Annotated in this window: 12 protein-coding genes; 1 reads left to right on the forward strand and 11 read right to left on the reverse strand. The window is 52.1% G+C overall.

The features are described from left to right. Positions 1–68 precede the first annotated feature (68 nt). Together BGK68_RS08070 and BGK68_RS08075 are read right to left on the reverse strand one after the other, a co-directional pair. Positions 69–587: a hypothetical protein gene (locus tag BGK68_RS08070; protein WP_143432983.1), complete on the reverse strand. Its 519-nt coding sequence runs from the start codon at positions 585–587 to the stop codon at positions 69–71. A 263-nt stretch (positions 588–850) separates the two neighbouring features. After that, positions 851–1,594 carry a hypothetical protein gene (locus tag BGK68_RS08075; protein WP_075256672.1) on the reverse strand — a complete coding sequence of 248 codons (744 nt, stop codon included), beginning with the start codon at positions 1,592–1,594 and terminating at the stop codon, positions 851–853. 367 nt (positions 1,595–1,961) lie between these two features. Here BGK68_RS08075 and BGK68_RS27800 point away from each other — a divergent pair, with 367 nt between their 5' ends. Then, the gene (locus tag BGK68_RS27800) at positions 1,962–2,102 is read left to right on the forward strand and encodes a hypothetical protein (RefSeq protein ID WP_158035429.1); all 141 of its coding nucleotides are present in this window, start codon (positions 1,962–1,964) and stop codon (positions 2,100–2,102) included. Positions 2,103–2,181: 79 nt separating this feature from the next. On the opposite strand, the gene BGK68_RS27365 is transcribed toward BGK68_RS27800, so the two are convergent. From BGK68_RS27365 to BGK68_RS08125, 9 genes are all read right to left on the reverse strand, one after another. Continuing rightward, positions 2,182–3,090 (reverse strand): PDDEXK family nuclease, encoded by a 909-nt coding sequence (locus BGK68_RS27365; RefSeq protein WP_143432984.1) that lies wholly within the window; start codon positions 3,088–3,090, stop codon positions 2,182–2,184. 790 nt (positions 3,091–3,880) lie between these two features. Next, entirely contained in the window at positions 3,881–4,177 is a 297-nt protein-coding gene (locus BGK68_RS08090; RefSeq protein ID WP_075259729.1) for a helix-turn-helix domain-containing protein, read from the reverse strand. Positions 4,178–4,190: 13 nt separating this feature from the next. After that, positions 4,191–6,458, reverse strand: coding sequence for a hypothetical protein (locus tag BGK68_RS08095; RefSeq protein ID WP_075256675.1), 2,268 nt, complete (start codon positions 6,456–6,458; stop codon positions 4,191–4,193). Positions 6,459–6,853: 395 nt separating this feature from the next. Then, complete coding sequence (locus BGK68_RS27370; RefSeq protein ID WP_143432985.1) at positions 6,854–7,441, reverse strand: hypothetical protein; 588 nt, start codon at positions 7,439–7,441, stop codon at positions 6,854–6,856. 97 nt (positions 7,442–7,538) lie between these two features. After that, positions 7,539–8,603: a PDDEXK family nuclease gene (locus BGK68_RS08110; protein WP_075256678.1), complete on the reverse strand. Its 1,065-nt coding sequence runs from the start codon at positions 8,601–8,603 to the stop codon at positions 7,539–7,541. Further along, positions 8,600–10,246: a TniQ family protein gene (locus tag BGK68_RS08115; RefSeq protein ID WP_075256679.1), complete on the reverse strand. Its 1,647-nt coding sequence runs from the start codon at positions 10,244–10,246 to the stop codon at positions 8,600–8,602. Before BGK68_RS08115 ends, BGK68_RS08110 begins: the two co-directional genes overlap by 4 nt. 19 nt (positions 10,247–10,265) lie before the next feature. After that, positions 10,266–11,513 carry a TnsD family Tn7-like transposition protein gene (locus tag BGK68_RS08120; protein ID WP_158035431.1) on the reverse strand — a complete coding sequence of 416 codons (1,248 nt, stop codon included), beginning with the start codon at positions 11,511–11,513 and terminating at the stop codon, positions 10,266–10,268. Between the two features lie 488 nt (positions 11,514–12,001). Next, the gene (locus tag BGK68_RS27375) at positions 12,002–12,262 is read right to left on the reverse strand and encodes a hypothetical protein (RefSeq protein ID WP_143432986.1); all 261 of its coding nucleotides are present in this window, start codon (positions 12,260–12,262) and stop codon (positions 12,002–12,004) included. A gap of 38 nt (positions 12,263–12,300) precedes the next feature. Continuing rightward, entirely contained in the window at positions 12,301–13,671 is a 1,371-nt protein-coding gene (locus tag BGK68_RS08125) for an ATP-binding protein (protein ID WP_233149258.1), read from the reverse strand. Positions 13,672–14,062: the final 391 nt, after the last annotated feature.

The following is a 14,062-nucleotide window of genomic DNA, read 5'->3' on the forward strand; positions in this document are numbered from 1 at the left end:
GAGCTAATTGTAACGCTGAATGAAAAGTTGGCCCCAGACCAACCAATGGGTACAGATAATTCGCGGCGCTAGCGCCCGTCAGACTGAATTCGCTTCTCAAGGAATTTGCTCACGACAGGGTCGGTATTCTTCAAATCGAATTTTCCCCCTTGGATGGCATTGACATACACCTGGCATAGCTGTTCCTGCTGAGACTTCTGCAGTGCGGTGTCAATGGGAGAGACGAAAGCTTCATACTGCTTCTGCACAGCGGCCGGCACCTGCCTGTCCAGCATGTCTCGAAACGTCTTTTTGGCGTCGGGCTCAGTGTACGAACGCTCTAGCTGGGCCTGTATACGCTGGTTCTCCAGCAGAAAGGCATGGTGGCGCTTCTCCCAGCCCCCCAACTGCGCATTACCATTGGAACGGAGACTTGCACTCACCTCGCTGCACCTTGCTATCAGCTTTTGGAGAATCTGATATGTAGATAGTGGTGAAATGGCTGCGGCCCCCAATACCTCGTTCTCATTGCTGTAAGTGGCAAATTGGGCACTGGCCGAACCTGAAATTAAAAATAGAAGCAATGAAGTCAGTGCAATTCTTCTCATGATTCTTATATGGATTGAACTGGAAAGACATTCCCCGATGGTCAATTTGAAAATAGAAAAGCCCCGTCCTCCGATGAGGCGCGGCCTGATGGGGCTACGTGGTGCGGTGAGTACACGATAGTCCTATTGTGCCCACCCCGAGGTGCTGAATAAAGGGCTGAATTTCCGCCAATTCTTGGCTTCCTGCTGGAAGTTTGGGAATTTGGCTGGCAATTGAAAACGCCGCCTTCACGGCGGCGCTTTCACTGAATAACTTCAGTGGCTTACTTCACTATTCCTCGGTCGCCGTAGCCAAGCGGTTCAACATTTAGGTCAAGCAACTTATTCAAGAAAGTATTGTTGCACCGGAACGAATCTAATGCCGACTGTATCCAGGCACCTTCTTTCCTTTCAACCCAGGTCATCCCGACTGCGTCGCAATCTTTTAGCGTCGCATGGTAGGCTGGATGTGCGAGCTCAATTCTCGGGTTAATCACCACATCAACCGAAACTTCGCAGTAACCGATATCGTGCAACTCAACGCGCCCAATGTCTCCTGTTGGAAAAGTGAAGTCGAACGTGTGAGTCGTATTTCTGTCCTCGTTCCCAGGCCAGCGGTTATCAAACGGGCGTAGCGAGAACAAACGCCGGCGTAGAGCTTCGTTGACCGTGTGTACCATCAAATTTCGCCAGGCTTTTTGCCTCTTCGTCTTGTATTCGATTTGATAGGCGTACATGCATTCCGTCTCACGCATCACGGAATCCTCTTCTGGACCGAAATTGAATGGTCCTGTAACGAGATACCCAAAATCGTTGAGGCGTTTGAGGAAGCGCTCTTCGTCTACAAAGAAGAACAACGGGTCCGTACCCTGAGCCACGATTTCGTCGCGCATGGCAGCGTTGGTCTTGAACCCAAGCGCATAGGCTAAGGCCTCGGACAAATGTCCTGACTTACATTCATTGAACCGCTTAGTTAAATCCAATTTGACGGCCTTAACGGCGTCGGAAGAGAGCGGAATGCTCGCCATAGATACCTCAATCAGAAAGCGGCCGGCGTTCGTCGATTACGCACCGACCTCGGATTGAAGGTCAGAAAATTCAAGATTGCATCACCTGTTTAACTCGACGACAAGTTGGGTCCAGGTAGCCTAGTCAGCAGATTAATTAGAGACCTGCGGCATGTCAAGCCTCCTCACGCCCCAGGTTATCCACTGTGGCGGTGGGAACGCATGTGTCTTCAAATGCGGGCCTGCCGTCCGGACAGACCTATGTCTACTCCTAAGACGCGTCGATGGTGCTGGGCCACGTTGGCGCGGGGTGCCACTGTCTTCGCCGTGTTACCCGGCGCCCCGAATAAGGCCGTCATCTTCGGTTATGAAAAGGGGAGGGGAAACTATGGATGACGATTTCGTGGCGCCGGCATGTCGTGCAGCCTTTTCCTTGGATGACCTCACTTTAGGTCAGTTGACGCCAATGGAATTGAAGTTTTTCGATGCCGCGGTTACCTTGGAAACTTGGGTGCCAAAGGAAAATTGATGTGTTGCGGCTAAGGCATAAACGTAGGTACGAAGGAAGATGCGCGGCGACACCGGGTAACTTCTTCCTTTTTTAGGCTTTATTTCTCGAATGATTCGCCAAAAGTGGCATACGCCGTGTCTAATCCTTGGGTAAGGCCTTTCGCATGTTCAGTCATGGACTCGTCCCAGACATTGGGTATTCGAAAAATCATAGCCATATGAGAGCTCATAAGCTCCTCTTGGGATTCTTCATCTTTAACTATGAAGGGCAGTCTGGCATAAAAAGCGGTGCCGTATGAGACATCTATAGCATCATTCAGTTGCTCAATAATTGTAGTTTTATAGTGTCTCGTAATGAACCTCCCAATAGAGTTTCTCACTGCACGACCTGCTGCTTCTATAGTTTCAGCTTTCCTTCCCACATCATCAAGTACGCAGCTCGATACGTCGATGAAGCAGAAACCAGATGGGACTGCAATAATCCCCTCACGAGAATTTCTTAACTGCTGGGCTGCCTCTGCCATTCTTACGCCCAACTTTTTTACTGAAGATAGCCTTTTGCATTCGATTCTAACCAGATTCCCACTTCGCCGTGCCACGACATCTGTCAGATGATGACTACTAAAATCCACTTCATACCCTGCGGCAGTAAAAATTGTGGCGACCAACATCTCAAAGAGATAGTCCCGAGATGGGCCGGCATCCCTTAATTCTGGCGTCAGCGAACCAGTTACAACTCTCGCCAGGTTAGAAAGAAACTTCTCGCCTCGAACATCCGCGAATCGGTGATGAACCATTGCGATGTCTAGGCACTCCTGGTAGGCGCTGCATAATTCCTTGAACACAGCATCGTCAACGTCTTGTGTGGTTTCATATTGGCTATGAAAATCGCTAATTATTTTTTTATATCGACCATATCGAGAACTTCTCCCGGCAATACCCAGACTCCCAAGCCAGTCTAGGACAAGTGGCATCCGTGCCAACAAAGCGTCTTCGTCAAATTTCATATTCCCCCCACCCGCTCCACCAATTTGGACAATTTCACCGAAGTATACAAAAGCAGAAGCCCCACTAGCGGGGCTTCTGGTCCTTCGTGTCCGATTCTTACCTAGCGGTGGCTACGCCAAGCTGTACGTGGCGGGCGACCTCGCGAGTCGGCTTGAAAGGCCCTTTGGTCCAGATTGTCAAACTGACGGTCAAAGCGCAAACATCGCCCAACTCCATTCACAGACGCCAACAGATGGCCACTGAGCGTGGAAAATGTTCGACGGCATTCTCTTCTTGATAGCGGAAACATCCTGCCGGAAGTAATTCCGAATCGGTAGTGCCGGCATGAAAATGCCCATTAGAAAAGCCCCAGAATTTGTTATTTCTGCGCTCATCAATTTTTCGTAGGTGAAGAATTCATGCTGGTCGGCATGCCCCCTACCGAAAGCCATTCCGCACACGTAAGGCGTGTCTTGCGCCTATCACCTTCGTCCACGTTGAATGAATCATCTAGCAACGGCCTATGTGGGGCTTTTACGAGTTCGGAGACGTATCAATCGCAGCAGACGTTTTCTCGTAGGGCTACACTCAATCTGCACAACGATATGCTGTGTTTGCCTCGAGGACATATAAAATCTAAAGGTATCGCGGGGCTGAGCGTGGTGAAAGTAACAGCCGACATTGCTGAACTGGTCATGGTTGCCATGGAAACATAGTGAAGAATGTACTATTGAGCGCCCGGGCTTAACATCGGAGGTCGTACGCAGCGTCCTGGCTGCGCAGCCTGTTCAATGCCCGAGAGTATGAAGCCTATTTATTGAGTATCTGGCGCTGACTATTGCCAGCCCCTGCATCGGTACCATTCAGAAGGTCTTTCAGAGTTACGCCAGGTGCAATGGCATCTAAATAGCGGAAGAGCATGCCAATTGCCACGCTGCCATCCCCAACCTCAAGACGACTGGCACTGCTACGCGCAATACCAGCCAACGCCGCTGCATCAACCTGCTTCAGCCGGTTCCTCCTACGAAGTCGCGCCACAAGCCTCCCCAGGTCGGCCGATTCTTTGGCCAACTGGGGGGATAGTGCAGCTGCTTGGTGAATTTTCACAATCGTCTCGCAGCTACTGTGCAATATCGACCATCAAACGCTGCCCACTCTGGAAGGCGTACAGAGAGTCAACAGTCAGATTCTCCTTAGGCGGTGATGCCGGGGCACGGCTGATGGAGTTGAGCACGCTTTCAGCGTTGTCAGCGCTCAAGGTGGACGCAGCATTCTGCAACAGCTCCTTGTGGGGCGGAATCATGAAGCTAGTGGCAGTCGTATCCACCTTTTTCACCCGTTTCATAGTGTTTTTGGCTACTCGGCCCTTCTGTCTTTCAGCCTTTTCTCGGTCAATTTTCTCCTGTTCCATATCCAAGCCTCGAATCATCGCGTCATATGCCAGGCTAGAGCGCTTCCTGTTTGACGCCGCGACCGTGAGCTCTGTACCATCTTTGTAGGCTCTTGCAGTTCTAGATGTCGGGTGAAGCGCGCCAAGAGTTCCATCAGGCATTTCCCACATAGCGTGGTCGGTCGATTGAACCACCTCAAGAACAGTAACTATGGCAGTCGCTCCGTGCTGCCGGTAGTAGTCATCACAATATTTCTCCAGCTCAGTCGAAGTGAACTGCAGCCGATTTCCCCTGATAGTAACGACGCCGCCGGGTGCGGGACGCGGCTCAGTCGGACACAACGTCCGGAAAATCTTCTCCGTAGACCACAACCACTGCTGCTTTGCGTCTCCTCGGATGCGCCCCTTTTTGTACCAATAGATATCGGCGGGACAGGGAATGACTTTCTGCAAAAGCATGTCGGGCGTGTGGTCGCGTGCGGTCCCTATCTTCAGATTGTGGTCACTGATTGCAGTAAGAAGTTTTTGCATGAACGTCTTCAGTGATACAGATTCCAACCTCGCCTGCTTCAAATAAACCTTGTCTTCCTCGACGCTCCCACGTGTAAATGTCGAACCAGGGAGGTCGGACATCTTCTTCTGAACTATGCAGATAGAGCCCTCTGCGTGCCCCTTTGCTTTTGGCCGATAGGGCGCTGCAATCAGCATGTTCGCCCGTAGTCGCTCCATGACCTCAAGAACCTTCTTACTGATGCCCGGGCCCCGGTCAAAGAATACCTTTGCAGTACATCCGTAAACGAATCCCTTCAAATGCTTTACGCCCCACCGATGAAGCTCTCGGTCCTTTGGCGTGTAACACGAGAATAGACACGCCAAGTATCCACGCCCATTCTCGGCCTCGAAGGATACGTAGTACCCGACAATGGCGCTGCTACCTCTGTCCACGCCCAGGTATACAGTGGGCTTTCCGTGTTCTTTGACGTCATCGGGTAAATCGGGAAAGAGGACCCCGTTAGACACGGACGTGGCATCAATATCAAGAACCGGAATCTGGTCATGGACAATGTCTCTGGCACTACCTTTGACCTGGGTGGGCCGGAAGTTGTCCATAGCTCGCAACGCTTTGGCTTTCGCAAGGCGTTCTGTGCGATAGATTGCACGGCCAACTTTCCGCATGTACGAGTCCACCGGAAGCCTACTAATTCGAATTTGGTGAGCCACCGTCTCCATAGTTTTTGGGTCACGGTTGAACGCATATCTCGATGCTCTGAAACGCTCATGTACAGCTGTAAAATTATCTGAGGTACACCAGGCATGCGTCTTCAGATAATAGGCATACTCTCTATAAAGCTTTGGCGTGAAAAGCTTCCTACGGTCATGAGTATCACCTTCCTCAATCTGCTTTTTTGGCTTGGCACCTCGTAGTACATATTCCCCATCTGGCCCTCTGAGTCCCCGTCTCAATTTTCCAGGGCCTCCGCGTTTCCATGTTTGTACTACCAGCGCCTTGTCGACACGGCCGTAAAATAGATGCCGGGTATACCAGACACGCACAGTCTGTGGCGACATGTTGAAATGTGTCGAGGTGACTGTGATAGCTTGGGCATAACTACTCTTGTCCGTCAGAACTGCGTCGCCCCAATTGGCTTCGATGTAGGTGACCAGCGCTTTTCGCTTGTCGTAGTCGAAGTCCTTCCCCGGCGTCGGCACCTCTGCCGCTAGCATTTCAGCAGGAATTCCGCGCTCGTCGATGTGGAAAAGATGCCCCTTTTTAAACTCTTCGTCCGCTAGTTTCCGAGCCCATACCTTGTATCTCTGTTTCGTTTTAGGAGCTGGAAATGGACAAAAAACATCATTCTCGATGGTGCCAATTTGAATGACATAGATACTCTTTGAGGTTTGCGCGATGACTCGGAAGATTCCCTGATTCCCGCGCCAATCTTTCCTGTTCCAATTGCCGGTCTGTGCATAGATAGGAGGAATTTGTCTGTCTTCCATGATTACCTCCTATTGAGCCGACCATGTTCTATCAGTGCAACCAAATGCCTTGTTTTTGGTTTGCCTATCAAGAATTCTTGGAACGAGAGGCTATGTCCAACTATGCGATTCGTCGCGCGGTCGACCGCCCGCAGCACGACAGAGGCGACCGTAGAGGATTTCCTGCGGAGCCAGGCGACCGAGATATGAAGAGCGGCCCGTTGCGCAGCGACGTGATGTGTAATCTTATAATTGGCGCTCATGACTGATTCCTCCAACGTTTCCGCAGATTCTGAAGCTCAGAAACCGGCATGACCGAGATGCCGTAGGAGTAACATCCGCGAATTCGGTCGCGGACTGACTTCGTCGCGCCTTGCTTTACAAGGGATGCCCGTCCATCCTTTGTATGGGCGTTGTCAAATCTCATTGTCATCTCCCCAGTTCTGGACGAGGGCGATACGCCTCTCTTTAGCTCGGGTGTGACGAAGCACCCGCCCGAGGACACTGTTGAACGGCGAGTCATTGCGCAACAGAGATACCTGGCCCGGCGTATCCTTTTTCTTTCTGCGTTTAGAGTTGGGGGTGGTCGAAGCTGAAGTGAAGTTCCCCTGTCGGGTCATGAGCGCATTGGGATGGCCGCCGTAGTAAGCATAGGTATCGACCCACTTGCGAACCGTTTCGCTGGAGACGTTATGTCGCCAGGCTACTTCCTCGCAAGTTCCCTTAGCTGCGGGGGAACGCGTGAATGCCATGGGGCCGATTTTGTTGAGGACTTCGTAGACGTAGCACAAGCGTTTTTCAAGCAGTTCACTTCGTGCGGGACCGCGGTCAATCCCCATCTCATTCGAAACGCCTACATGACGTTGGAGGCGAAAGGTGCCTTTCAGCATTTCTGACTCAACGTGAGTCATCGAGAAACGTACGATGGGAGGGCGAGCCTTCCCCGATAGAGCAATGGCCAGATATTTTCGGCGGCCAGGCTCAATTCTTCCAATAGCCATCAAGTGGAGATTCTCCTCGTCCCTATAGAGGACACGATATACAGTCGAGCACGATGTTTCCGGATGTATCAAAACCATAGGGCTGCAGAAAGAGGGGAGGTCATTCGTCGTCATTAGTAGCTCCAGATATCAAGTTGAGGTCGATTCTAGGAAGGAAGCGTCGGTTCTCTTCATTAAAATCTAGTTGGGTTTCTGGAAGCAGCTCTTTGGAGTGGTCGCAGACCATGAAGCCGACATAGTGTGCGACGCCGAGGAGCGTGTAGCCGGCGTCAAGTGCGAGACCGAGCTGCTTAGCGGCCCAAGCAATCAGCTCGTCCAGGCTTCCTGAGCCTTTTGCGCGACGAATCAGCGATGCAAACTTGTATGCGGCCGGAATGAGCTCGTAGATGTTCTTCGTATGGAGCATGAACTGCAGTAGCCGCTGATTATTGACGTCTTGGTATTTGCTGAAGAAGAACTCGGTAACGATTTGATGCGTGCAACCCCACAGGCGGAGAAACTCAACCTCTCGGGCATGACGGCGAATTGTTTTCGGCAAATACAGCTCTTTGTAGGTTTTGCAGGAGACGGCGTGGTATCGAACTTTGTTCGTATGCGGGCTCTGCAATGTCAAAACGAAATCGATGGTCATAATGTCTGTTTCCAGTAATTTTTCGTCTGAAGCCAGGGCGGACGCACTTTTTTTCCTATCCCATTCAGGGTATTGGCTACGAATTTCCAAGACCATGGGATTCATTTCGCAGTAGCTCAGGAATCGCCGCTCTAGGTCGGAGAGGCAGGCCACCATTCCTCGCCCCTTGATGCTGTATGTGTTGCTGGGAATCCCAATACGACTGTGGTTTGCTTTCCTCCATGCTTCATAGGATTCGGCGCTTGGATGGCCTCGTGGGTCAAATTCAGGTACCGAATTTTTCGAGGAGAGGACGAACCGCCCCAATTGGGCTTCGAGGTTGAAGCCAGTGGGGTTTTCTGGATGAGACGGCCGAAGGACGGAGCTCAACTCCCCAGTAAGCGCAATCCGCGCCGCGTCGGCGGGTGAGCAAGGAAGATGAGACGTATCCCCATGAAATGGCGCTGGAAATCGATTTTTCCCCATTGCCATCAGCATTTTCATGTAGGCCTCCCGCAACTTCTTTTCGTACGCCTTATCGTGCGCCGCACTCATTTTCGGTTCTCCAGTTTCTGCCTATGCTGTCGAATAGAAATTCCCGCTAGGACAATCTTTGCTCGAAAAGCAGCGAATGTCGCGTTGTCGAAGGTGCTTCGCTGGGCCCACTTCGAGCTAGGTTTGAATCTTTTCACTTCATTCGTGAGGTATAAGGTGGTCCGCTCTCGCCAACTCTCGTCCGTGTCAATCTCACTAGCCACCGCTGTTTGAAGTGCAGGACTCTTCAGCAGAAGCCGTTGAAATGAAGAAACCGGAATCTCGCCCCTCAGACTGGTTGCAAAGACCCTCAATTGAGGACTCGCCTTTTTAAGGTGCTTGCTCAGTTTCTGAACGTTCTTTATGACTTTCTCGATATCAACCGTATCGATGCCCCACTTAGGTGGTTTCCTGTCTGCCGCGCCGAACTGCAGTTCTAGCCAATCTCTGTCAAACCAGCGTAGGTATCGGAGTTCGGGGCTATCCCCTATGCGGTGATGGAAGATTTTCCTCGTGACTTCGGGCCTCCTTTGCATCAGTTTTTTCATCCACGTTCGTGCTTCCAGCTTGAAATTCTCTCGCTCAGTCGGAGTCATGGAATGCACCCAATCAAAGAACTCAGCTTTTTTAATTGGGTTGACGTGCGGTTTCAGTGGCCGCATCCGAACAAATGGCTGATGTACATAGCTCAATTGATAGCGAGCGTTCGGTTGATTCTCTTCGGCGCACTTCGAGTAATTCTCAAAACTTCCAAAGACCGCATAAATTGCCGCTATTGACTGAATTGGATTGCGTACCAAGTCTCGACCTTCGGTAATAAACCGAACCATCGTTGCTTGGGTTATGCGCAGGTGCCGCCGAATCTCCTTGCTAAGAGCTTGTTCAAAGGTGTTTCTGAGCTGAACTGCTTTCAAAGGTCCAGGAATTTCTTCGCTAAATGAATACGCCTTGGAAATCGTCCTTCTGAGTTGTCTGGCGGAGAGATTTTTCGGCCCAAGCCCTTTGAGTAGAAGAATGGCCATCTCTGCTATTGCCACTGCCGCTTCTAATCCCGCCTCATCTAAGTTGGCCATTTCTTCGAGCGGTTTCTCGCAAGGGCATACCAGTCCAGGAACCATGTACTGAGGAAGCAGGTTGAAGTAGCGCTTCTTCTGGCATCCCTTGCAAAACGTCATCAGCCCACATTTGTGCTTCGGGCACGCCAACACCCCTGGAACGAAAAACAGTCTCCGGCTAATTGGATATCCTGGTGACCTGTAATCCTCCTTCACGCATTCAGTGCAAATCCCGAACTGTGTTTCGGTCATTGAGCCGATAGGAGAAACATATGCAGTCATTCTTCTGACGCGATTTCCGATGTGGTGCTTTGTCAACTTCTTCACCAGTTCGCTGGGGATGAAGGGCCGATAAAGCGGAAGCCGTGTGTGCTCCTCCAGCACTCGCTCCATTGGTGGCGTCCTAATTTCAGGGCGAGCTAGCAGGGCTGTTAGGTTGCTGGGAAAGAGCCAACGCAATTTATTGCCGCTATGGCCCTGAAGGAACAGCACATGCTCTAACTTGCTCTGCGCCAAAAAGTACAACTGCTGTACGCCATAACTACCTATGTCCTGCTCGATACCAATCTGAATAACTGCTGACCGTGGCCGGCGATTCGAAACTTTCAACTATCCTCACCTTTTCTTGTTACTTGCCCGTGCTCTTGATGTGCCGTTCAATCGTGGTCTTACGCAGGCCTGCGGCCTTGGCGAGCCGCCAGTCCGGCATGGCGGAGTCGGTTCCCTTCCGCTTGGCAAATGCCAGACGTCGCTCGATGTACTCAGTGCGAGATTCCCTGTAGTCTGCAATCAATCCTTTGCTGGTCATGACCTGGTACTGACTCTCCGTGATTCCCGCTATTTTCCGCAGGCTGTAATCGGACTTGCGACCCGGTGCCAAGTCTTCATCGGCACAGAGTTGAGCAGCATCCGATAGCGAGGAATTCAACATATTCAGAAGGTCGGACTGGTATTGCTTCGGTTTGCGTGGTGTTTTCTCAATATCGCTATGACGTCGTGCCGCGAGCCACGCGCGGTCATTTCTATACAGAACCGACCACGCCGCCGGCTCCAACTTCCTGAGTGTTGTGTCAGCCACCCCTGGATGTTCGTCCTGAAGTGCCATCCACTTCAATCGAGCCTTCTCAATGTGGGCAAGTCGTTTTTGCTTGCCAGGAAGAAGTAGCTCCGGCCAGGCCTTCAGCTCCCTGTAGAGAGTGGTCAAGGAGATGCCATAGCGTATAACTACTTCTTCCGCAGGCATGCCGACCGTTAGTGCCTGGTGGATTTCTTGCCGCAGGTTGGCATCAACTTTCTTTGGACGCGGACTAAAGTCCACGCCGAAGCGTCTACAAAGTGCGGCTAATGTCTGCCTGGACACCTTGAGCGCATTCGCCGCAGCTTTCAGAGTGCCGTGCGTGTCAAGGGCCATCTTCACTTCCAAGGATGTGGGCGGCTCAGTTCCCGGTGGAGGGAGTGATGGGCGAATCATCTTCAGCAGGTTGCACTGGCATTGCTCCGCGAACCACACGAACAACACACACCAAACCGGATAGACTCCGCGGTCTGTTCGGAGTAGGGACCTCAGCGCATTGGTAATGTGCTCTTCAGATTGGCAGAGCAGCGCAAGCCGTGCGTCGGCGAAGGCACCTTCGAAGAATTTAATAAACGTCGCCACGAGCACCTGCAAGTGGATTCGGCCATTCGCGTCAATCCACCCTGCAGCCTTTAAGGTAGCAATGGCCGCTACTTTGTTGAACTTCGATGTGCTCGGAGCGTCGTCGAGGCAGTGTTCCATGTGCAGTGACAAAGTCCAGGCCATCTCGAACTGATATGCATTCGGTTCACCGGCGCACCGTTGGTCGTACAGCCGCAGCTGTTCATTTATGATGCGCACTCCAATCTTGTGGATAGGACACACAGATGCATAGGGAACTGCCAGGCGACGGTGGAAGTACGTAAACCCGCCCCAGAGGGCTTTCAGGGAGACCTGCTCACACTCAGGACACTGGTGATTTGTCACTTCTCCTACGCTGAACAACACTGGTGCACGCGTAGACCGAACCGGTCCAAAGCCCTGCCGAAGAAGTCGTTCCCACTGTAGCGTATGTTTTTCCTCAGGCAACCCGCAGCAATACATCGGCCAGAGAGTGTGCTCCGTTTTTAGCTTCTCAAGTGAACCAATAGCGTGTCCGAGCAGATTGTGTGCAACCAGAAGGCCATTAGTCATGCCGTCTTGGGCTGGGCGCGGCCTTCTCAAGAGTCGCCTCGACGTGACAAGCGGAGCCGGAATTCCGGAGCATTCGCCGGTACGTTCGACGTATCGTTTCACGTCTTCGCCGGGTGCAATCCTTGTCACTACCGCTAGGGGCGGGGGAATAGTCGTCATGGCTCATCCTTATCCGACGAAGCTGGCTTCAGACGGATGCGAACGCCTCGGTAGATATTCGGAACAGGCGTCAAGATTTTATTTGGGGGAATACGGGAAGCAGAATTGGGAATTCTTCTACCGCCGTACACACTGGCCGTCTTGCTTTGCTTTGGCGGAAGTTCAGAAATCGGTTGAGGGTCGCTCATCGTTGCTGTCAAAGCATTCAGATAGCGTTCCAGGAAGTTGATAGCTTCCTTCTTTTTGGGGGGCGACATGGGCTTCCGCGTAGTGACTGGGTTCTTAATGGATTTCATTATTTTCTACGTTTCCTTGGTGCGTTTTGCTGAGGGGTGACCCATGCAGAGATACGTTGCTTCTGAATTTGAGACGTCGGTAGATAGTCAACATAGTTCAAGATGTCGGTCGAGATGACAGGTGTAGCACCAAGCTCATCTGAGCTTGGCAGGTTCATCGCCGTCGCAATGGCAGTGAGCGCACCTTTGCTTCCAAAGAGGCTTTGTCTAATCACTGTTTCGACGATGTCTCGAGAGAGGGCAGCTGTATTGAAGGTGTAGGGCGTGTTTGATTCAGGGGCCGCAGCGCAATTGGTCGCGATGTACTTCTGGATTGCATAGTGGGCGGTCGCCGTAAAGCGGTTGTTCCCCTGCGTAATCTCGTGAATCCAATACTCCAACTTGTCGGGCATAGTAGACTTTCGACCCAGCAAACCGGCGGCCCACCAGTTTCGGCACATTTGCCGAAAAACATCAAAATCGGGCGGTGTCTTACCGTCCGCACCAGGGCTAGGCTTTGGACTGGGAGCAGGAATCGGCTCGAGATTAATCATCGTCGAGTTGGTCAAGTTGGCGTATGTTGTCTCGAGATGTTCGATGCTCTTGAGAAAGGCTGCTGTGCACGATAACGCCACTGGCACGCCGCCTTTCTCTCGGAGCTTCAACAGGAATTCCAGCACTTCGTAGCTCTGAGTATTGGAGTGACGTATGCCGGCACCGTCCAATACGAACAAGCCAACGTTCAGTGAGACGCAAGCATTAATTACTGCGTTCATCGGCTCGCCCGCAAGCATGTCGGGCAACGGAGGCAAGTGGTCGAATTCGTCCTCTTCGTTTCTGACGTCGTCAATGATGCGTACGAAGTGGTCGCGCAAGTCACGAGCTAGCCCTTTGACGGTACCGCACACCGGATAAGAAATATGAACCACGGGAATTACCCAAATTCCTGCTAGCGACTCTAGGCCACGCTCCATGGATGTCTTGAGAACGAATGGCTTCGGCAGTCGCGCAACATATCGGACCCAAAATGCAGTCTTACCCGCGCCCGATGGACCGCAAAGGACAAAGACGCCGCCAGGAACCTCTTGAATGCAGGCAGGTAGGGCGTGTACCCGCTTGTTCTTTCGCGTCATCAAGGTCGAAAACAGATAGCGCCGAAACTCTTCGTCGCCCATTTGCTTCGCTCGGAAGAAACTATGGGTGGACGCAAGCAGCTCAATCGCGAAGTACACCACTTCCGTTGGAGGAAAGTAGGTCCGCATGTAGTTCTGCAAAGCCACGATGTTGGCGCCACCATCGTTTGGCTGAATCATGACGTCTGCCTTCACGCCAAGGTGCGTCAATTCTTTGGCCATCTCTATAGCGGTTGGTGCGACCATGAGTGCGCTCATCTCCCACTGTCGGACGTCCGAAAGTGGGTATCGCGGGTGGTCGACGACAGCCATTCCTGGCGATGGGGATGACTGGGGCCAAGTCGGTCTGGTCGTGAGGTTGTTAGCCATGATGCCCGCCCATGCAGTCTGCGCCATTGCGAAGCCGCTTTGGAAAAGCTACTTTGCGTCGGCAGTATGACGCTGGAGGAAGCAGCCGGGTTGTGTCGCGGCCTGGGCGAAAAGGAGGGCGTAGGCCGGATAAGGCCTTAGGATACGGGCATGTTCGGCCCGCTTCGCAGATAGTCTCTCGCATGGCATTTCCTTGATGCCAATGTCTGGACGTGACGATACCCGCCGACATGGCTTGACATAATTGGCCGCCCGTGAGATTATCCGCGCGTGTAAAGGC

This window comes from Herbaspirillum camelliae, from assembly GCF_001929405.1.
In the GTDB taxonomy this organism is placed as follows: Bacteria; Pseudomonadota; Gammaproteobacteria; order Burkholderiales; family Burkholderiaceae_D; genus Herbaspirillum; species Herbaspirillum seropedicae.

Excerpts from the sequence above, each read along its gene's own strand:
- BGK68_RS08070 (WP_143432983.1), bottom strand. The coding sequence starts at position 587 with ATGAGAAGAATTGCACTGACTTCATTGCTTCTATTTTTAATTTCAGGT.
- BGK68_RS08075 (WP_075256672.1), bottom strand. The coding sequence starts at position 1,594 with ATGGCGAGCATTCCGCTCTCTTCCGACGCCGTTAAGGCCGTCAAATTG.
- BGK68_RS27800 (WP_158035429.1), top strand. The coding sequence starts at position 1,962 with ATGGATGACGATTTCGTGGCGCCGGCATGTCGTGCAGCCTTTTCCTTG.
- BGK68_RS27365 (WP_143432984.1), bottom strand. The coding sequence starts at position 3,090 with ATGAAATTTGACGAAGACGCTTTGTTGGCACGGATGCCACTTGTCCTA.
- BGK68_RS08095 (WP_075256675.1), bottom strand. The coding sequence starts at position 6,458 with ATGGAAGACAGACAAATTCCTCCTATCTATGCACAGACCGGCAATTGG.
- BGK68_RS08110 (WP_075256678.1), bottom strand. The coding sequence starts at position 8,603 with ATGAGTGCGGCGCACGATAAGGCGTACGAAAAGAAGTTGCGGGAGGCC.
- BGK68_RS27375 (WP_143432986.1), bottom strand. The coding sequence starts at position 12,262 with ATGTCGCCCCCCAAAAAGAAGGAAGCTATCAACTTCCTGGAACGCTAT.
- BGK68_RS08125 (WP_233149258.1), bottom strand. The coding sequence starts at position 13,671 with ATGAGCGCACTCATGGTCGCACCAACCGCTATAGAGATGGCCAAAGAA.